We start from the raw sequence: 20,447 nt of genomic DNA, 5'->3' as shown, positions 1-20,447 counted from the left end.
TGGCAGTTGCTCACGATCCGCTGCTCAGAACCACATCCGCACGCCGGCCATCCAACGCGTGTCGCGTGCGTGGTCGCCAGCATAGTCGGCGGTGTCGCCGAAACTGCGTTCGTGGCTGATGCCGATGTATGGCGCGAAGCGGCGGCTGAACTCGTAGCGCAGGCGCAGCCCGGCCTCGAACTTGTTCAGGCCGCGGCCGATGCCGTACTCCGGTTCATCCTTGGCCGCGACGGTGGCTTCCAGCAGCGGCTGCAGGATCAGGCGGTTGGTCAGCAGCACGTCGTACTCGACTTCGGCCTTGGCCAGCACCTGGCCACCGGAGCCCATGTACAGCGTGGCCGAACTTTCGAACTTGTACGGCGCCAGGCCCTGGATGCCGATTGCCGCCCAGGTGCGCGAGTCGGCGGGGCGGAAGTCCTGGCGCACGCCGACCAGCACGTCCCACCACGGCGACACGCTACGGCCGTACAGGGCCTCCAGCGATGACGACTCGGTGCGGCCACGGCTGCGCTCACCATCGGTGCGCAGCCACAGGCGATTGATGTTGCCGCCGATCCAGCCGGTGGCTTCCCAGGCCTGGCCGTTGCTGCTCTTGCCATCCCAGTGTTCGAGGCGGTCGATCAGCAGCAGGCTGTTGATCTCCGGCGCGTGTTCCATCGCGCCATGCGCGATCGGGGGGAAGGCGGCAGCGCGGTCGGCGTCGGTCGGGACCGGGATCGGCTCGCGCGGCTCGGTGGGTGCGGGCGTGCCGTGACCCATCGCCGCGTGGTCCATGCTGGAGTGATCCATCGTGGAATGGTCCATCGTCGCTGGCTGCATTGCGGCGTGGTCCATCTTCGAGTGATCCATGGTCGAGTGGTCCATCTTCGAATGATCGACCGGTTCGGCAGGCGTCTTCGCGGACTTCGTGGCCTTCTCAGGCGCGTTCATGGCGCGCATGTCATGGCCCGCGTGCGACTGCGCGAACACCGGCAACGCGGCGGCCAGGCCCAGGGCCAGCAGGCTGGGGGAAAGCAGTGAGCGGCTCATTCTTCGATCCTCACTTCGCGCATCATGCCCGCTTCCATGTGGTACAGCAGATGGCAGTGGTAAGCCCAGCGACCGAGTGCATCGGCGCGCACGCGGTAGCTGCGGCGGGTGCCCGGCGGCATGTCGATGGTGTGCTTGCGGACCTTGAACTCACCTTGCGCGTTTTCCAGATCGCTCCACACGCCGTGCAGGTGGATCGGGTGCTGCATCATCGTGTCGTTGACCAGCACGATGCGCATGCGCTCGCCGTAGTTCAGCCGGAGCGGCTCGGCGCTGGCGAACGGGATGCCGTCGAACGACCAGGAGAATTTCTCCATGTGGCCGGTCAGGTGCAACTCGATCTCGCGGCTCGGCTCGCGGCCATCCGGGTCTTCGAACAGGCTTCGCATCGCGCCGTAGGTCAGCACCTGCCGGCCGTTGTCGCGCAGGCCGATGCCGGGGTCGTCCAGCTTGGGGTCGGTGGCCGAGCTCTGCATGTCCACCAGCGGGTTGCTGCGCTCGCTGGCCGGATGTTTCGGTGCCTTGCTGGCGGTTGTGCCGCCGCCATGTGCGCTGTGATGCATGCTGCCGTGGTCCGTGCCCATCATCGTGGACATGTCGTGCCCGCCATGGCCGCCCGCGCCCATGTCATGCCCCATGTCGCTCATCGTCAACAGCGGGCGCGGGTCGCGCGCGGGAATCGGCGCCTGCAGGCCGTGGCGTACCGCCAGCGTGCCGGCGGCAAAGCCGGTGCGGCCCATGTCCTGGCAGAAGATGGTGAACGCGTCCTGCCCGGTCGGCTCCACCAGTACATCGTAGGTTTCGGCCGGGGCGATGCGGAACTCGTCGATGCTGACCGGATGGATGTACTGGCCATCGGCGGCCACCACGGTCATCTTCAGGCCGGGGATGCGCACATCGAAGTAGGTCATCGAGGCGCCGTTGATGAAGCGCAGCAGCACCTTTTCGCCGCTGCGGAACAGCCCGGTCCAGTTGCCGGCCGGGGCGGTGCCGTTCATCAGGTAGGTGTAGGTGTGCGCGTTGATGTCGGAGATGTCGGTCGGCGTCATCCGCATCCGGCCCCACATGCCACGGTCCGACAGCGCGGCCGACCAGCCCTCGCGCTTCACGTCACGCAGGAAGTCGGGCAGGGTGCGCTTGTAGTAGTTGTCGTGCTCGGCGAGCTTCTTCATGCGCCGGAACAGCGCGCCCGGGTCCATGTCGGTCCAGTCCGAGAGCATGATCACGTGCTCGCGGTCGTGGTGGTACGGCGCCGGTTCGGCCGGGTCGATGATGAGCGCGCCGTACAGGCCGGCCTGCTCCTGGAACATCGAGTGGCTGTGGTACCAGTAGGTGCCCGACTGCTTGAGGTCGAAGTGGTAGTGGTAGGTCTCGCCGGGGCCGATGCCGTTGAAGCTCAGCCCGGGCACGCCGTCCATGTTGGCCGGCAGCAGGATGCCGTGCCAATGGATCGAGGTCGGGTGGCGATCGAGCGTGTTGCGCACGAACAGATCCACGGTCTGGCCTTCGCGCCAGCGCAGGATCGGTGCCGGCAGCGATCCGTTGACGGTGATCGCCGGGCGGGTACGGCCGGTGAAGTTGGCCAGCGATTCGCCGATGGACAGTTCCAGACGGGTATCGCTGAGTACGGCAGGGGCGCCGGCCAGGCGTGGGGTGGCAGTGGCCGCGGCAAGCGCGCGCTGCGGCACGCCGACGGCGGTGATGCCGGCGACCACGCCACCGGCGGACAGGCCTTGTACGAACAGGCGGCGCGACGGCATGGGCAGGGCGCCCGGGCCGGGGGGAGTGCGGGTATTCATGGTGGAGACTCCAGACACGGAAAGACGCCGGCAGGCGGCCGGCTGTGGTGCGCAGGGCGCACGGTGCGTGTGGAATCAGCCGATGGGAGGGCGTGAGATGGGTGGCAGCGCCGGCGCCGGGCGGCCATTGGCCGGCATCGGCTGCGGTGCCAGCGACAGGCCTGGACCCGTCAGGTACGGCAATGGCTGCACCGCCAGCAGCGGGTGCTGCGCGCAACTGCGCACGCAGTCCTTGATCTGGCAGTGGGCGTCGTGGGCGGGGGCCTTGGCCTGCGGGGCCTCGCCGGCCTGCATGGCGGCGTGGTGGTGGCAGTCGGCATCGCCGCCTCCAATCGTGGCGGCCATCGCATGGGCCATCCGCCCCATTTCCTCATGACCGCTGGCCATGGCCGCGTTCAGCCCGTTGAGCAACAGGCTGAGCATGAGCACGACACGGAGCAGGGTCGAGGCGAGGGACATGGCGTCAATTTAGCCGCAAGTGGGCGCGGATGCACTTCTTGCTGAATGGCGTGTTCAAGGTTGGAGCGGCATCAATGTAGAGCCGAGCCCACGCTCGGCTGCCGCTCGCGTAGAAGCAGCCGAGCGTGGGCTCGGCTCTACAGGGGGCGCCCGCGCGCCGTTGGGGCCACGCCCGGCGAGCGCGCAGCGCGGCCGATCAGCGGGCCGCCGGGCATGGCCCGGCGCTACCCCTCTTCGCGCACGATCTCCACCAGGCGTGGGCCGTAGCGGCTCAGCTTGGTGCCGCCGATGCCGCCGACCCGGGCTAGTTCGTCCAGGCTGGTCGGGCGTTGTTCGGCGATGTTGCGCAGGGTGCTGTCGTGGAAGATCACGAAGGCCGGCACATTCTGTTCGCGCGCCAGTTCGGCACGCAGGCCACGCAGGGCGTTGAACAGGGCCAGATCCTGCGGCAGCACCGACAACCCGGTGCGCTGCGCACTGCGCTCGCGCCCGCTGGTGCTGCTGGCCGGGTCGCGGCGCATGCTGATCTGGCGGCGGCCGGTCAGCACCTCGCGGCTGGCATCGGTCAGGCGCAGGCCACCGTGGCCCTCGCTGTCCACTTCCAGCAGGCTGGCGGCGACCAGCTGGCGGAACACGCTGCGCCAGGTGCGCGCATCCAGGTCGCGGCCGATGGCATAGGTACTGAGCTTGTCATGGCCCTGCTGCTTCACCTTCTCGTTCTCGCTGCCACGCAGGACGTCGATCAGGTGACCGACGCCGAAGCGCTGGCCGCTGCGGTAGACGCAGCTCAGTGCCTTCTGCGCCGGAATGGTCGCGTCCCACGAGGCTGGCGGCGTCAGGCAGTTGTCGCAGTTGCCGCAGGGTTGGGGATAGGTCTCGCCGAAACCGGCCAGCAGCACCTGGCGGCGGCACTGCATGGATTCGCAGTAGCCCAGCAGGTGGTCGAGCTTGCCCCGCTCCAGCTGCTTGCGTTCTTCGCCGGCCTCGGACTGCTCGATCATTTGTTTGAGCAGGACCACGTCGCCCAGGCCGTAGCACAGCCATGCTTCAGCGGCTTCGCCATCACGGCCGGCGCGGCCGGTTTCCTGATAGTAGCCTTCCATCGACTTGGGCAGATCGGTATGCGCCACGAAGCGCACGTCCGGCTTGTCGATGCCCATGCCGAAGGCGATGGTGGCGCACATCACGATGCCGTCCTCACGCAGGAAGCGGCGCTGGTTGTTCGCGCGCACTTCCGGCGGCAGGCCGGCGTGGTAGGGCAGGGCATTGAAGCCCTGGCCGCAGAGGAATTCGGCGGTCTCCTCGACCTTGCGCCGCGACATGCAATAGACGATGCCGGCCTCGCCACGGTGGCCGCGCAGGAAATCGGTCAGCTGCTTGCGGGCATTGTCCTTCTGCACCACGGTGTAGCGGATGTTGGGGCGGTCGAACGAGCTGACGAAGTGGCGCGCTTCCTGCAGATCGAGGCGTTCGGCGATCTCGCGCTGGGTCGGCGGGTCGGCGGTGGCGGTCAGCGCGATGCGTGGAATCTGCGGCCAGCGCTCGTGCAACACGGTCAGCTGCCGGTACTCCGGGCGGAAATCATGGCCCCACTGCGACACGCAGTGCGCTTCGTCGATGGCGAACAGGGCAATCTGACTGCGCGACAGCAGCGACAGGAAGCGGCCGGTCAGCAGTCGCTCGGGGGCGACATAGAGCATGTCCAGTTCGCCGGCCAGCAGCTCGCGCTCGACGCGACCGGCGGTCTCGGCATCCAGGGTGGAGTTCAGATATTCAGCGCGGACGCCGAGCTGGCGCAGGGCTTCGACCTGATCCTGCATCAGCGCGATCAGCGGCGAGATGACGATGCCACAACCGTCACGCAGCAGGGCCGGCACCTGGTAGCACAGCGACTTGCCGCCGCCGGTGGGCATCAGCACCAGGGCATCGTGACCGGCAGCCACATGCTCCACGATGTCCTGCTGGGGACCACGGAAATCGTCGTAACCAAAGACGCGTTGGAGCAGGTCGTGCGCGGGACGGGAAGCCATCCGCTTAGTTTACCCCGGCGGGGGAGTCGGCAGGGCTGCGCCCTGCACCTGCTACAAGCCAGTGCAACGTCAAAGGCAACAGCCGGCTCTGGGGTGACTCGTGGTTTGGCGGGGCGCTGTCGGATTGCGGGGACGCCGTGAACCCGTCCATGGTGGCTTGGCAGCCGCATCCATGCGGCTGACACCCCGCAATCCGACACCGCCCCGCCTTCGACAGTTTCCCGATGACGGTGGGGCCATCCACGCCATGCGTGGATGAAATCTGTCAGATATCGACAAGCGAAATGGGGTCAGATCCGTTTTCCTGCGGAAAACGGATCTGACCCCAATGGCCTTGCCGGCAGATCGCGGGGACCTGTCGAAGGCGGGGTGGGTCCGGTGGCAGGGGTGTCCGCGGCACGGATGCCGCGGCCAAGCCCACAAGGACGGGTTTACGGCGTCCCTGTCACCGGACCCACCCTGCCACCCCACAGGAAACCAGCTTTCGCTCTGGCTCTGGCCTTGGCTTCAAGGCCTCTGCGGGTGCAGGGCGCAGCCCTGCCGAACACCCCCAACCCTTACTGGAGCAGGGAACGCAGCATCCAGGCGTACTTCTCGTGCGTCTGCAGCCGCTGGGTCATCAGGTCCTCGGTCGGGGCGTCGTCGCCCTTGGCCGCCACATCCAGCACTTCACGTGCCGTACGGCAGACCGCTTCGTTGGCGACCACCAACTGGCGTACCATTTCACGCCAGTCCGCACTGTCGGTCAGGCCCGGTTCCTCGACGATCGAGGTCAGCGCAGCGAATTCCCGGTAGGAGCCCGGGGCATTGAAGCCCAGCGCGCGGATGCGCTCGGCCACGTCGTCCAGTGCCGCCCACTGCTCGGTGTACTGCGTCTCGAACATGGTGTGCAGCGAGTTGAACATCGACCCGGTCACATTCCAGTGGAAGTTGTGCGTCTTCAGGTAGAGCGTGAACGCATCAGCCTGGAAGCGCGACAGACCGTCGGCGATCTTCTTGCGGTCGCCCTGGGTGATCCCGATATCGATGTTCGGCGCCGACGGTGCCGCCGCTGCAAGCTTCTGCTTGCCGGTCTTGGCCTTGGTCGTGCTCTTGGTCTTCGCCATGGGGTTCCTCCTTGTGGAATCGTTGGCCTTCACAATAAACCGGTCGTGATGACTGGTCGCTTTCAAAGTTTTGAACGAACCGATTGATGAACTCTATCGATAAAAATCCATCGCCCCGCCTGCGCCAACAGCGCGCCGCCATCGACGGCGCCATGAGCCGCGACCGGGGCCGTTTGCTGGGGATGCTCTCGCGGTGCCAGTCCAAGCCGCAGGATGCGGCGCTGGCCGCCACCTTCGAGCAGGCCTTGCAGGCGTCGGTGCAGCGCCGGCAGGCGCGGGCGCAGCAGCAGCCGTCCATTACTCTGGACCCGCAGCTGCCGATTGCGCGTGAAGCCGACGCGATCATCGATCTGATCCGCAACCACCAGGTGGTGGTGATCGCTGGTGAAACCGGCTCGGGCAAGACCACACAGCTGCCGAAACTGTGCCTGGCCGCCGGTCGTGGCCAGGCCGGCATGATCGGCTGCACCCAGCCGCGACGGATTGCCGCACGCGCAGTGGCCAGCCGCGTGGCGCAGGAACTGCACAGCGAACTGGGCCAGCTGGTGGGCTACCAGGTGCGCTTCAACGACAAGGTCAGCGACGACAGCCGCATCAAGTTCATGACCGACGGCATCCTGCTGGCGGAGACCGCCAGCGACCGCTGGCTGTCGAACTACGACACGATCATCGTCGACGAGGCGCACGAACGCAGCCTCAACATCGATTTCCTGCTGGGCTACCTGAAGCAGCTGCTGCGCAAGCGCCCGGACCTGAAGTTGATCGTCACTTCGGCAACCATCGACACCGACCGCTTCGCCCAGCATTTCGACGATGCGCCGGTGATCAGCGTCGAAGGCCGTACCTACCCGGTGGAAGTGCGCTACCGCGCGCTGGAAGGCGAGGGCGAAGACCAAGGCGAACGCACCGTCAACGATGCCATCGTGTCGGCTGTCGACGAGATCACCCGCTTGGACGCACGCGGCGACGTGCTGATCTTCCTGCCGGGCGAGCGCGAGATCCGCGATGCGCACCAGTCGCTGGAACGGCGCAAGTACCGCAACACCGAGGTGCTGCCGCTGTACGCGCGCCTGTCCAACCAGGACCAGGACCGGGTGTTCAATCCCGGTCCGAACCGACGCATCGTGCTGGCCACCAACGTGGCCGAGACCTCGCTGACGGTGCCGCGCATCCGCTACGTGGTCGATCCCGGTTTCGCCCGCGTCAAGCGCTACAGCCCGCGCAACAAGCTGGACCGCCTGCACATCGAGCCGATCTCGCAGGCCAGCGCCAACCAGCGCAAGGGACGCTGCGGCCGTATCGCCGAAGGCATCTGCTACCGCCTGTACGCCGAGGCGGATTTCCAGGCGCGGCCGGAGTTCACCGATCCGGAAATCCGCCGCTCCAGCCTGGCCGGGGTGATCCTGCGCATGCTGCAGCTGGGCCTGGGCCGCATCGAGGACTTCCCGTTCCTGGAAGCACCGGACGAACGCGCCGTTGCCGATGGCTGGCAGCAGCTGACCGAGCTGGGCGCGATCGACGCCGAGCGGCGCATGACCACTATCGGCAAGCAGATGGCGCGCTTGCCGGTGGACGTGAAGCTGGCGCGCATGCTGGTGGCCGCGCAGGCCGCTGGCTGCCTGCGGCCGATGCTGGTGATCGCCTCGTTCCTGGGCATCCAGGATCCGCGCGAACGCCCGCCGGAGGCGCGCGGTGCGGCCGACAGCGCGCATGCGCAGTTTGCCGATGGCCGCTCCGAATTCGTCGGCGTGCTGCGCCTGTGGGATGCCTACCGGCAGGCCCACGAGGACCTGACCCAGTCCAAGCTGCGTGATTGGTGTGGTCGCCACTTCCTCGGCTTCCTGCGCATGCGCGAATGGCGCGAACTGCATCGCCAGCTGCGCCTGTTGTGCGAGGAACTGGGCTGGAAGGAAGAGGCTGTCGATGCGTCGATGGCACCCTTGCTGGCCGGCAGCAGTGCGCCGGCCCCGGCGCGTGATGACGCGGCCGCAGTAAAGGCCACCCGCGGCCAGTTGCACCGTGCTGCACGCCTGGCCCGCGAAGGCAAAGCGGACGCGGCCCCCGCACCGGTGGCGGTGCGCGCGCAGAAGGAACAGGCGCCCGCCGGAGGCGGCTTCAGCGAACGCGTGCGCGCCGCCGCCTACCAGACCCTGCACCGGGCGCTGGTGGCGGGCCTGCCGACGCAGATCGGCCACCGCACCGAAAAGGGCGATTTCCAGGCACCGCGCCAGCGTCGCTTCCTGCCATTTCCAGGTTCGGCGCTGTCCAAGCGGCCGCCGCCGTGGCTGCTGGTGGCCAACCTGCTGGATACGCAGAAGGTGTGGGGCATGACCCTGGCCGCCATCGAACCGGACTGGGTGATCGCCGAGCTGCCGCACCTGTTGCTGCGCAAGCATTTCGATCCGCACTGGTCGCGCGCACAGGGCCAGGTGCTGGCGTCCGAGCAGATCAGCCTGTTCGGCCTGGTGCTGGCGCCGAAGAAGCCGGTGCACTACGGCCGCATCGAACCCGTTGAAGCGCACGACATCTTCGTGCGCCAGGCGCTGGTGACCGGGGAGATCAACACCCGCGCCAGCTTCGTGGCCGACAACCAGAAGCTGCTGGAAGTCGCGCGCGAGGAAGAGGCCAAGCTGCGCCGCGCCGGAATCGTTGCCGACGAGGACTGGCAGGCACGCTGGTACCTGGACCGCGTACCGCCGCAGATCCATTCGGCCGCGGGCCTGGATACCTGGTGGAAGGGACTGGCGCCGGAACAGCGCAAGACCCTGCACTGGTCGCTGGCAGACCTGCTGCCCGGCGAGGGCAGCGAGCAGGAGCGCTACCCGAAGTACCTGGCGCTGGGCCAGGCGCGCTTGCCGTTGCACTACCGCTTCGAGCCGGGTGCCGACGATGACGGCGTGACCCTGGACGTGCCGCTGCACCTGCTCAATGCACTGGATCCGGTGCAGCTGGGCTGGCTGGCGCCGGGCTTCGTGGCCGACAAGGCCTCGGCACTGATCCGCAGCCTGCCCAAGGCGATGCGCCGCAACTACGTGCCGGCGCCGGATTTCGGCCGCGCATTCTACGAGGCGTTCCCGCAGCCCAGCGCCGACGCCATCACCGGCGAACTGGCGCGTTTCCTGTCACGCGCGACCGGCGCCACGGTGACCGCGCTCGATTTCGAACCCGGCTCGATCGAACCGCACCTGCACATGAACCTTCGCCTGCGCGACGAGCAGGGCAAGGTGCTGGCCACCTCGCGTGACCTGGACGCGCTGCGCGCAAGGTTTGGTGGCCGTGCCGGTGATGCCTTCGCGGCGCGTGCCGGGCGCGAGATGGCGGCCGATGGCCTGCGCACGTTCCCGGCCACGCCGATTCCGCTGCAGGTGCCCGGTGAAGCCGGCGTTCCGGCCTACCCGGCGCTGCTGGACGAGGGCGACAGCGTGGCGTTGCGCATCTTCGCCGACCGCCAGCAGGCACAGGAGGCGCACCCGCTGGGCGTGCGTCGCCTGTTGGAAATCGCCCTGGCCGAGAAGGTCAAGCAGGCACGCAAGCAGCTGCCAGTGGGTGCCAAGACCGGTCTGCTGTATGCCGCGATCGAATCGCAGGAACGCCTGCGCGGGGACCTGGTCGATGCAGCGATGAACGCGGTGCTGGCCGAAGGCCTGGACGACATCCGCGATGCGGCGGCGTTCGAGCAACGCCGCGAGCATGCCGCCAAGGCCCTGTTCGGTGAGGCCATGTCGCGGCTGAAGCTGGCCGAAACCATCCTGGCACTGGTAGCGGAACTGAAGCCGATGCTGGAAGCGCCGTTGATGGGCTGGGCGCGCGGCAACCTGGACGACATGGAAGCGCAGCTGGCCGGCCTGATCCATCCCGGCTTCCTGCGCGATACGCCGGCAGATGCGCTGGCGCAGTATCCGCGCTACCTGAAGGCGATGATCCTGCGCACCGAGCGTGCCAAGCGTGATCCGCCGCGTGATCAGGCGCGCATGCTGGAACTGCATCCGTTCCTGGAGGCGCTGGAGGTGGGCGAGCAGCAGGGGCTGCGCGATCGCCCGCAATGGCAGGCCCTGCGCTGGGATCTGGAAGAACTGCGGGTATCGCTGTTCGCGCAGGAGCTGGGAGCACGCACCGGCATCTCGGCCAAGAAGCTGGCGCAGCGGGTGACGGCACTGCGCCAGGCCTCGTAATCCCGGCCCGACCCCGCCGGAACGATGACCGGCGGGGTGCGGTGGAATGTCATCCACGCGTGGCGTGGATCTACTACTTGGTACGCTGAACCTTCGGCTGGGTGTTGACGCCGTCGACCTTCATGTACCAGACGCCCATCACGCCGGGCTTGATGCTGACCCTGGGCGACTGCTTGCGCACGCCGACGACACTGGTGGCGTCGGTCTGTTCCCACTCCTGGCCGTTGTCCAGCACGTAGACGCGGCCCTTGCTGAAGCCGCGGAATTCGCCCTGCAGCACGCCGGTGATCGGCTCGTTGCTGCCGAAGTCGAAGAAGCCGCGGTTCTTCACGATCACTTCCTGGCGGCCTTCCTCGCGCGCCTGTTCGCGCACTGCTGCCACCGCCTCGGTGGTTGCCGCTTCGACCTTGCCCTGCAGCCAGCGGTTGAGCGTGGCCAGTTCCTGTGCGCTCAGCTTGTCCAGACCGGCCGCCTTGAATTCGGTGGGCGACATCTGCTGTTGCAGGTCACCGCCGACCACGCGCTGTGCCAGCGCAGGCGTCGACAGGGACAGCAGCAGCGCGGCGCAGGCCAGCAGCCGTGGGCGGAAATGCGGGGCGATCGAGGGCATGGCGGGACTCTCCAGGGTTTGCCGGCGAGTGTAGCGGCATGTCTTCATGCCGGGTGATGGTGGCCGTGGTGATTGTCCCTGAACGACGCCGGCGCTAGTGTAGGAACCTCTGTCTTGCCTGCTCGATGCTGTGAACCGCGCTTCCGTCCCCGGCCTGGATGCCTTGTTGAACCGTCCTTCGGCAGCCGTGCTGCCTGCTCCGCTGCGCCAGGCCCTGCGCGAGCACTGGGAAGCGCCGGAGTGCGATCAGCAGATGCGCGCCACCTGGTCGGTGCTGGGTGACACCCTTGATGCCCTGTCGATGCTCTCGGCCGACGAAGGTGCCGTGGTCGCCGCGCTGCTGTTCGACCTGCCCGGCCTGCGCGCAAGCCTGGACCAGCTGCCGTTGGGCAACCACAAGGCGGCGGTGCTCGGCCTGCTCGATGGCCAGGACGCCGCCGACCCGGTGTGGGCCCTGCATGCCGGTCGTGAGGCCGGACGCAACAGCGAAGGCCTGCGCCGGCTGCTGCTGGCGATCATCCGCGACCTGCGCGTGGTGCCGATCCTGCTGGCGCGGCAACTGGCGCGGATGCGCGCAGCCGACAAACTGGACGACGAGCAGCGTCGCGCGCTGGCGCAGCTGACCCGTGACATCCACGCACCGTTGGCCAACCGCCTGGGCATCTGGCAGCTGAAGTGGGAGCTGGAGGACCTGGCCTTCCGTCACCTGGAACCGGAGACTTACCGGCGCATTGCCCGTGAGGTGGACGAAACCCGTATCGCGCGCGAGCGCTACGTCGAGAACGTCAAGAAGGTGCTGTCGCGCGAACTGGTCGCACAGGGCATCAAGGCCGAGGTGAGTGGCCGCCCGAAGCACATCTACAGCATCTGGCGGAAGATGCAGAAGAAGCGGCTGGCGTTCGACCAGCTGTACGACATCCGCGCGGTTCGCGTGATGGTGGACGACGTCGCGGCCTGCTACGCCGCGCTGGGTGTGGTGCATGCGCTGTGGGCACCGGTGCCCAGCGAGTTCGACGATTACATCGCCCGGCCCAAGGCGAACGACTACCGCTCGCTGCACACCGCCGTGGTCGGCCCGGAAGGCCGCACCATCGAAGTGCAGATCCGTACCCACGAAATGCATTCGCAGGCCGAGCTGGGCGTGGCCGCGCACTGGAAGTACAAGGAAGGCGGCAAAGGCGCGGAAAAGTCCTTCGACCGCAAGATCACCTGGATGCGCCAGCTGCTGGAGCAGGCCCAGGACGGGCAGGGCAACGAGCTGGCCGGGGCGCTCGATGCCGAGCTGACCGAGGACCGGGTCTATGCGCTGAGCCCGAAGGACGAGGTGCTGGACCTGCCGCAGGGCGCCACCCCGCTCGATTTCGCCTACCAGGTGCACACGATGGTCGGCCACCGTTGCCGTGGCGCCAAGGTCAACGGCCGCATCGTGCCGCTGACCTACCGCCTGCGCAGCGGCGACCGGGTCGAGATCCTGACCGGCAAGGAGGCCGACCCGCGCCGCGACTGGCTGATGCCGGCCAACGGCTTCCTGGCCAGCAACCGCTCGCGCGAGAAGGTGCGCAGCTGGTTCCACAAGCTGGACCGCGCACGCAACGTGCAGGCCGGCCGTGAACTGCTCGAGCGCGAACTGAAGCGCCTGGGCCTGCAGCATTCGGACCTGGCGGTGGCGGCGAAGAAGTTCCACGCCGACAGCGTCGATGATCTTTACATCCAGGTAGCGCTGGGCGATACCGGCCCCAACCAGGTCAGCCGTACCCTGCTGGAAGCGGAACGTGCGGCCAGCCAGCCGGCCCCCGCGCCGACCCTGCCGCGCCCGACCGCGCGCCGCGAGAACCTGGGCAAGTCCAAGTTCACCGTGCAGGGCGTGGGCAACCTGCTGGTGCAGCTGGCGCGCTGCTGCCAACCGGTGGCCGGCGAACCGATCGTCGGCTATCTGACCCGTAGCCGCGGTGTCACCGTGCATCGTGCAGACTGTGCCGCGCTGGCCCGGCTGGCGGCCACCAGCCCGCAGCGGATCCTGCCGGTGGAGTGGGGCCAGGCCGGTGGTGGCTACGAAGTGGACGTGGTGGTCACGGCGGTCGACCGCCGCTGGCTGCTGAAGGACATCACCAACCTGATTGCCCAGGAAGACGCCTACGTGCTCGACATCCACAGTGACAACGTGCGCAACAGCGGTCGCGCCCATCTGCGCCTGCGCCTGAAGGTGAGCGACTATGGCCAGCTGTCGACCCTGCTGGGCAAGCTGGACGCGCTGCCGGGCGTGAGCGAGGCGCGTCGCCTCGGCTGAGCTTCACGCTGCCCCGGCTACCCTGCACGCATGGAACGCGAGCCCCCGCATCGCCTGCATGGCGCTGAACATCCAGCGCTGGACCGCGTCCGCCGTGAAGGCCGTTGGTGGTGGCTGCAGGCCCGCCATGCGCGCCGGGTCTGGCGCTGGGCGCTGGTCGCGGCGGTGGCGGTGTTCGTGCTGCTGGTGCTGCTGCGCAAGCCGCTGGCCGACTGGTTCTGGGATGAGCCGCAGATTGAACAACTGCTGGCGGAAGGCGATCGCGCATTGGCGGCGGGCCGGCTGAGCGAAGCCGATGGCAGTGGTGCACGCGAGCGCTACCAGGCGGTACTCGCGCTGGACGGGGATCGTCCGCAGGCCCGGGAGGGCCTGGCACGCACGGCGGCGGCGGCGCTGCAGCAGGCACGCGACAGACTGCAGAACGACGACCTCGACGGGAGTGCACAGGCGTTGGCCCTGGCCCGCGACCTGCAGGTACCGCAGGGCGATGCCGATGCCGTGGCGCGCCAGCTGCAGGCCCGGCGCAGTGCCGGGGCGGGCATCGGTATCTTGCTGGCGCAGGCACGCAATGCCTTCGCCGCGGGTCGCCTCGATGAGGGTGACAGCAGTGCCTTGCCGCTGTTCCAGCGCATCCTGGGCCTGCAGCCAGACAACCTGCCGGCGCTGGAAGGGCGCGAGGATGCCCTGAGCGATCTGCTGCAGCGTGCACGAGAGATGGCCGCGCGCGGCGAGCTGGCACAGACCGCCGCCCTGCTGCAGCGTGCGCGCCAGTTCGATGCCGGGCACACCGATCTGCCGGCCAGCCAGGAGGCACTGGCGCGCGCGGTTGACCAGCGCCTGCGGCAGGGCCAGCGTGCGCTGAAACAGCAGAAGCTGGAGGCCGCCTCGGAAGCATTCGAGGCGGTGCTGGCGGCGGCCCCCGATGATTCCAGTGCCTTGCGCGGTCGCGAGCAGACTGCGCAGGCGCTGCTCGCGCGCAGCCAGCGCCATGCGGCTGATTTCGAGTTCGAGGCGGCCGAAGCCGATCGCGCACGGGCGGGCGCGCTGGGCGCATCTGCGGCAGCGATTCAACAGGCGGCCCAGCGCATCCAGCGCGCCCAGCAGATGCAGCAGGCCCAGCAGCATCCGGCAGTGAGCGTGGCCCAGCGCGAACGGCAGCTGCGCGACCGCCTGCGCCAGATCGACCGCGCCGAGCGCGAAGGACGATGGATCAGCCCGCCCGGCCACAGCGCCTTCGACGCGCTGCGCGAGGCACAGGCGCTGGCCCCGCGTGATGCACGGGTCAGGGCGGCAGCGTCGCGCCTGTTGCCGGCCAGCCGGCAGTGCTTCGATGACAACCTGCGGCAGAACCGGGTGCAGGCCGCCGGCGCCTGTCTGCAGGCCTGGCAGACGTTGGCGCCGACCGCACCGGGCCTGCCCTCGTCGCGGGTGCGGCTGGCGCAGCGCTGGCTGGCCATCGGCAGCGAGCGGCTGGGCCGCGGTGACGTGGCCTTCGCCGAGGCGGCCGTGGCCCAGGTGCGCCAGCTGCAACCGGACCTGCAGGAGCTGGCCGCGTTCGAGCAGCGCCTGCGACAGGCCGGCGGGCGGCTGGATTAGTCGAAGAACACCCGCTGCACCGTGGCCCGCGCCGCATCCAGCGAGAAGTGCAGGGCGACGTTGGCCAGGCCGGCATCGGACAGCTGCTGCCATAGCTGCGGATCCTGGTACAGGCGCACCACGGCGGCCGCGAACGCGGCGGCGTCATCGGCCACCAGCACGTCCTGGCCAGGCTGCAGGTGCATGCCCTCCACCGCACAGGTCGTGCCGACCACCGGCTGGCCGTGGGCCATGCTCAGGTTGATCTTGCCCTTCACCCCGGCGCCGAAGCGCAGCGGCGCGATGGCGATGCGCGCACCGTCCATGTACGGCACGATGTCCTCGACGAAGCCATGCATCTCCACCCCGGGCTGGCCGGCGGCCAGTGCCAGCAGGCTGTCCGGCGCGGCCGCGCCGATGCAGTGCAGGCGCACCTGCGGCAGCTGCGCGCGGATGCCGGCGAAAACGTCGCCGATGAACCATTCCATGGCGTCCAGGTTCGGCGGGTGGCGGAAGCCGCCGACGAAGACCAGGTCGTGGCGCTGTGCATACGGTGCGCCGGCACCGGCCACTTCATGCAGGTTGGAAATCAGCTCCACCCGTACACGCGGTGCATCGGCCTGCAGCTGTTCGCGCTCGGCGGCACTGACCAGCACGGTGACATCGCACTGCTCCATCACCGCCAGTTCGCTGCTGCGGGTGCGATCTGCCGCGCGCAGCAGGCTGGCGTCGCCGGCCACTTCGGCGCCGCGGCGCTCGCGCAGGTAATGCAGGTCCACCGTATCGAACACGGTGCGTGCCTGCGGCGCGTAGCGCTTGAGCAGGGGCAGGCATTCGTTGGCGACGTGGTGCCGCACCAGCAGGGCGACATCGAAGCGCGCACCGTGGCTGCGCAGCCAGCCGGCCACGCCCTCCAGGAACGGCGCGTACCAGACTTCCACGCCCATGCGCTGCAGGGCCTCGGTGGCCGCGCCGCCGTGCTCGCGCCGGGTCGGCACGAACACCACGTGGGCACCGCCCTGCAGCAGCAGGCGGATCAGGTTGACCTGGCGCAGCGAGGCGGAATCACGCTCCGGGCGCGGCACTTCCTCGTCCAGGATCAGCACCTGGCGGCGGCTGCGGCACAGCAGGGCGGGCGAGGGCACTTCACCCACGGCCGGATGGCGGGCCAGCTCGGTGGCCCATTTTGCGGCGAAGATGCCCTGGTTGCGCACCTGGTAGGCCTTCACCCCGCTGCCGGTATCGGTGCCGTTGCTGGTGCCTTCATCGTGGATCACCCGGCTGGCAGGCTGCACCACCACGCGGCGGCCCAACGCACGCACGCTGAAGGCCAGGTCGGTATCTTCGTAGTAGGCCGGTGTGTAGCGGGTATCGAAGCCGCCCAGCTGCTGCCACAGGGCACGCGGCAGCATCAGCGCCGCACCGGAGCAGTAGTCGACATCGCGCAGGCTGGCATAGCGCGGGTCGTCGGCGGCCTCGAAGCGGCCATAGCTCCAGCCGCTGCCGTCGGCGAAGATCACCCCGCCCGATTCCTGCAGGCGGCCATCGGGGTAGAGCAGCTGGCTGCCGACCAGGCCCGCTTCCGGCACTGTGTCGAACGTCTCCAGCAGCGCGTCCAGCCAGCCTGGCTGCGGCACCGTATCGTTGTTGAGCAACACCACGTAGCGGCCGCGTGCGCGCGACACACCATCGTTGCAGGCTTCGATGAAGCCGCCGTTGCGTTCGCGCACTTCGTAGCGCAGGCCGGCGATCTGCGGCATCCACTGCACGGTGGCGTCGCTGCTGCCATCATCCACCACCAGGATCTCGCAGGCGGTCGCCGGCGGATGCGCCGCCAGGGCACGCAGGCAGGCCAGGGTGTGATCGGCGTGGTTGTAGACCGGGATGATGATGCTCGCCACCGGCGATTCGCTGAAGGGCACGCTGAACGGCGCGAACGCCTGCGCCGCCGGAAGGTACAGCGGGGCGCGCGGGGCAGGCACCGCGCGCTGGGTGTGCACCCGGATGCGTTGCCACGTGGCCCGCCAGCCGCGGGTACGCAGGCTGGCCAGGCTCCGGCGGGCCAGGCCCGTGAGGCGGTTGATCAGGTATCGGATCTCGGCCAGGGACATCGCCATCCGGTTGCAACTCCAGCTTAAGCAGGGGAACCCGGGAGAATTCGCCAGCCACGGTGGCTGGGGTAGACTCGCCAGACTCTACATTCTCGCATTCCCGTGCCCCGACGCTACGATTCCGACGACATCGACGATTTCGACGACGACGACCAGCAGGACAACGGCCCGCTGTGGCGGCGCCGGCTGATCACCTGGAGCATGGCTGTGGTCGCGTTGGGATTGGGTTTCCTGATCCCCTATACGCTGTACCTGAACCAACAGGTGACCCAGCGCTTCGGCGAACTTCGCTGGCAGATCCCGACCCGCGTGTACGCACGCCCGCTGGTGCTCACGCCCGGCAAGGCGATGGACGCGGCGACCCTGAAGACCGAGCTCGCCGCATCCGCCTACCGCGATGACGGGCAGGGCAAGGAGCCGGGCACCTACGCGGTGAACGGCGGGCGCTTCGTCATTTCCAGCCGTGGCTACAACGATGTGGATGGCCGGGTTGCCCCGCGCCGGCTTGAGTTGTCGTTGTCCGATGGAGCGGTCGGCTCGCTGCGCGACGCCGGCGACCGCAAGGCGCTGAAGGCCGCGCGGCTGGACCCGGCCCGCATCGCCACCCTGTACGGCCAGAAGCAGGAAGAACGCCGCCTGATCCGCATGGATGAGGCGCCGGACCTGCTGGTGACCGGCCTGCAGGCGGTGGAGGACAAGGACTTCAATCGCCACCACGGCATCGACCTGTCCGGCATTGCGCGCGCGGTGTGGGTGACGATCCGCTCCGGTGGCCAGAGCCGCCAGGGCGCCTCCACGCTGACCCAGCAGCTGGCCCGCAGCGGCCTGCTCGGGATCGGCAAGGAGCAGACGATCACCCGCAAGTTCAACGAAGTGCTGTACGCGCTGATCATGGAAGCGCGCTACGACAAGCGCACCATCTTCGAGGCCTATCTCAACCAGGTGTACCTGGGCCAGCGCGGCAGCCAGGCGATCCACGGCATGTCCTCCGGGGCCGAGTTCTGGTTCGGCCGTGACCTGCAGTCGCTGGAAACCGAGCAGATCGCGCTGCTGATCGGCCTGGTCAAGGGGCCGTCCTTCTACGACCCGCGACGGAACCCGGAACGGGCGCTGGACCGCCGCAACTTCGTGCTGGGCAAGCTGCACGAGGCTACGCTGATCGACGATGCCGAGTACCAGCGTGCGCTGAAGGCACCGCTGGGCGTACCGAAGACCCCGGGCCTGGTCGCAGCCAACCGCTTCCCGGCCTATGTGGACCTCGTCCGACGCCAGCTTGGCCATGACTATCCGGAATCGGCGCTGCAGGGCGCGGGCCTGAGCGTGATGACCGGTATGTCGCCGTCCGCGCAGGCCTATGCCGAAGGCGCGGTGACCCGCACCATCAAGTCGCTGGAAAGCAAGCGTCGCCCTGAACTGCAGGCCGGCATGGTGCTGACCGACGTGCACAACGGTGACGTGCTGGCGGTGATCGGCAGCCGTGAAGTTTCCGAGGTGGGCTTCAACCGCGCGATCGAGGCACAGCGGCCGGTCGGCTCGCTGCTGAAGCCATTCGTGTACCTGCTCGCGCTGGCGCAGCCGGACCGCTACTCGCTGGCCAGCTGGGTCGACGATTCACCGGTGACCGTGCAGCTCGGCCGTGGCCGCAACTGGAGCCCGGGCAATGCGGACAACCGCAGCCATGGCACGGTGCGCCTGATCGACGCGCTGGCCCATTCCTACAACCAGGCCACGGTGCGCGTGGGCATGCAGGTCGGCCCGGAGCGGGTGACCCAGCTGATCCATGTGCTGGCCGGCATCAAGGCCGAAGCGAATCCGGCGGTGATCCTCGGGTCGACCGACCAGAGCCCGTATGCGATGGCGCAGCTGTACCAGTTCCTGGCATCCGGTGGTGAGATCCAGCCGTTGCATGCGGTGCGTGGCGTGCTTGATCCGCAGGGCAAGCTGCTCAAGCGTTATGACAAGACCCCGGCACCGGCGCAGGAGGGCGATTCGATTGCCGCCAACCTGATCAGCGTCGGCCTGCAGCAGGTGGTCGCCAGCGGTACTGCCCAGCGTTTGAATGCTGATGGCCTGGGTCGCCTGCAGCCCGCTGGCAAGACCGGCACCACCAACGATGGCCGTGACAGCTGGTATGCCGGTTACACCGGTGATCACCTGGCAGTGATCTGGATCGGCAACGACCAGAACGAGCAGGCCGGCCTGTACGGCGCCACCGGTGCGATGCGGGTCTGGTCGGGCATCTTCCAGCGCCTGCCAAGCGCACCGTTGCGTGTCAGCAACAAGGGGCTGGACTGGCAGTCGGTGGCGCCCACCGGCCTCAACACGACCGATGAAGGCTGCCCGGGCGCCCGCCGCTTCCCGTTCGTGGTCGGTTACGCGCCAGCGTATGCGCCGTGCGCGCCGGCGGTGCCGCCGGACGGGCAGGGCGGTGCCGAAGGTGAAGGCGGTGGCTGGCGCAGCTGGTTCGGCCTGGACCGCAAACCGGATACACCCGCCGAACCTGCCGCCGCCACTCCTCCCCCAAGCCGATGATGCCGATGAACATGCGATCCCTGCTGCAGCCCTTGGCCCTGACCGGCCTCAGCCTGGCCCTGGCCGCCTGCGTGACCAGCGCGCCGCCGGTGGTCAAGCCGGTCGATACCACCACGCCGGCGCAGCGCCTGGCCGCCGTGGACGCGGCCGCTGGCCCGGACGACAAGGAGTTGTCGGTGCAGCCGTTGCGTGACTCGCAGGTGGAAGATCTGCGCGTGACCGCGCAGGCGCAGCGCCAGGCCGGCGATCTGGCGGGTGCTGCCAGCAGCCTGGACCATGCGCTGGAGATCGTGGCCGGTGATCCGGCGGTGCTTCAGGAACGTGCCGAGCTGGCGCTGCTGCAGGGGCAGTGGGCGCAGGCAGAGACGTTCGCACGCAAGGCGGTCGACCTCGGCTCGAAGACGGGGCCGCTGTGCCGCCGGCACTGGGCGACGATCGAGCAGTCGCGCCTGGCGCGGAGTGAGAAGGAGAATGCGGTGTCGGCGCATGCGCAGATTGAAGGCTGCACCGTGCCGGGGATCAAGCGGTACTGAGTTTTCGGCCAACGGCGCAGCCCCTCGTGACTGTGGGTGGGTCGCTGAAGCCAGAAGCAAAAGCCGCGCTTGGCCGGGCGGGGTGGGTTCGCGGGGGACGCCGTGAACCCGTCCCTGAAGTGACCCCCGCGAACCCACCCCGCCCGGCCTCTGACAGTTTTCGTGTGCGTCCAGCCACGGAAAAGAAAAAGAAGATCAAAAGCG

Annotated in this window: 12 protein-coding genes; 5 read left to right on the top strand and 7 right to left on the bottom strand. The window is 68.4% G+C overall.

What is annotated here, in order from left to right; translation table 11 throughout:
* Positions 1 to 24: 24 nt before the first annotated feature.
* From QP512_RS15555 to QP512_RS15535, 5 genes are all read right to left on the bottom strand, one after another.
* Entirely contained in the window at positions 25 to 1,029 is a 1,005-nt protein-coding gene (locus QP512_RS15555; RefSeq protein WP_286069533.1) for a copper resistance protein B, read from the bottom strand.
* Complete coding sequence (locus tag QP512_RS15550) at positions 1,026 to 2,828, bottom strand: copper resistance system multicopper oxidase (protein WP_286069532.1); 1,803 nt, start codon at positions 2,826 to 2,828, stop codon at positions 1,026 to 1,028. Before QP512_RS15550 ends, QP512_RS15555 begins: the two co-directional genes overlap by 4 nt.
* A 75-nt stretch (positions 2,829 to 2,903) precedes the next feature.
* Positions 2,904 to 3,287 (bottom strand): CopL family metal-binding regulatory protein, encoded by a 384-nt coding sequence (locus QP512_RS15545; RefSeq protein ID WP_286069531.1) that lies wholly within the window; start codon positions 3,285 to 3,287, stop codon positions 2,904 to 2,906.
* Between the two features lie 224 nt (positions 3,288 to 3,511).
* Complete coding sequence (gene recQ / locus QP512_RS15540) at positions 3,512 to 5,317, bottom strand: DNA helicase RecQ (protein WP_286069530.1); 1,806 nt, start codon at positions 5,315 to 5,317, stop codon at positions 3,512 to 3,514.
* 557 nt (positions 5,318 to 5,874) lie between these two features.
* The gene (locus QP512_RS15535) at positions 5,875 to 6,423 is read right to left on the bottom strand and encodes a Dps family protein (RefSeq protein ID WP_005418469.1); all 549 of its coding nucleotides are present in this window, start codon (positions 6,421 to 6,423) and stop codon (positions 5,875 to 5,877) included.
* 86 nt (positions 6,424 to 6,509) lie between these two features.
* On the opposite strand from QP512_RS15535, the gene hrpA reads away from it, so the two are divergent.
* A complete protein-coding gene (gene hrpA / locus QP512_RS15530; protein ID WP_286069529.1) occupies positions 6,510 to 10,595 on the top strand; it encodes an ATP-dependent RNA helicase HrpA in 4,086 nt (1,361 codons plus the stop codon).
* A 73-nt stretch (positions 10,596 to 10,668) separates the two neighbouring features.
* Here the strand turns inward: hrpA and QP512_RS15525 are convergent, their stop codons facing one another.
* Positions 10,669 to 11,205: a hypothetical protein gene (locus QP512_RS15525; RefSeq protein ID WP_286069528.1), complete on the bottom strand. Its 537-nt coding sequence runs from the start codon at positions 11,203 to 11,205 to the stop codon at positions 10,669 to 10,671.
* Between the two features lie 130 nt (positions 11,206 to 11,335).
* Here QP512_RS15525 and QP512_RS15520 point away from each other — a divergent pair, with 130 nt between their 5' ends.
* Both QP512_RS15520 and QP512_RS15515 read left to right on the top strand, forming a co-directional pair.
* Entirely contained in the window at positions 11,336 to 13,492 is a 2,157-nt protein-coding gene (locus tag QP512_RS15520) for a bifunctional (p)ppGpp synthetase/guanosine-3',5'-bis(diphosphate) 3'-pyrophosphohydrolase (RefSeq protein WP_286069527.1), read from the top strand.
* Between the two features lie 30 nt (positions 13,493 to 13,522).
* A complete protein-coding gene (locus QP512_RS15515) occupies positions 13,523 to 15,088 on the top strand; it encodes a hypothetical protein (protein ID WP_286069525.1) in 1,566 nt (521 codons plus the stop codon).
* On the opposite strand, the gene QP512_RS15510 is transcribed toward QP512_RS15515, so the two are convergent.
* Complete coding sequence (locus QP512_RS15510) at positions 15,085 to 17,184, bottom strand: glycosyltransferase (RefSeq protein WP_286069524.1); 2,100 nt, start codon at positions 17,182 to 17,184, stop codon at positions 15,085 to 15,087. The genes QP512_RS15515 and QP512_RS15510 overlap by 4 nt on opposite strands.
* Positions 17,185 to 17,280: 96 nt before the next feature.
* Here QP512_RS15510 and mrcB point away from each other — a divergent pair, with 96 nt between their 5' ends.
* Together mrcB and QP512_RS15500 are read left to right on the top strand one after the other, a co-directional pair.
* Complete coding sequence (gene mrcB / locus QP512_RS15505; RefSeq protein ID WP_286069522.1) at positions 17,281 to 19,710, top strand: penicillin-binding protein 1B; 2,430 nt, start codon at positions 17,281 to 17,283, stop codon at positions 19,708 to 19,710.
* Positions 19,707 to 20,243 carry a tetratricopeptide repeat protein gene (locus QP512_RS15500; protein ID WP_286069521.1) on the top strand — a complete coding sequence of 179 codons (537 nt, stop codon included), beginning with the start codon at positions 19,707 to 19,709 and terminating at the stop codon, positions 20,241 to 20,243. Before mrcB ends, QP512_RS15500 begins: the two co-directional genes overlap by 4 nt.
* Positions 20,244 to 20,447: the final 204 nt, after the last annotated feature.

Origin of the sequence: Stenotrophomonas sp. 57 (assembly GCF_030291075.1) — a bacterium.
Taxonomy (GTDB): Bacteria; Pseudomonadota; Gammaproteobacteria; order Xanthomonadales; family Xanthomonadaceae; genus Stenotrophomonas.
This window is presented reverse-complemented; position numbering and strand designations above follow the sequence as displayed.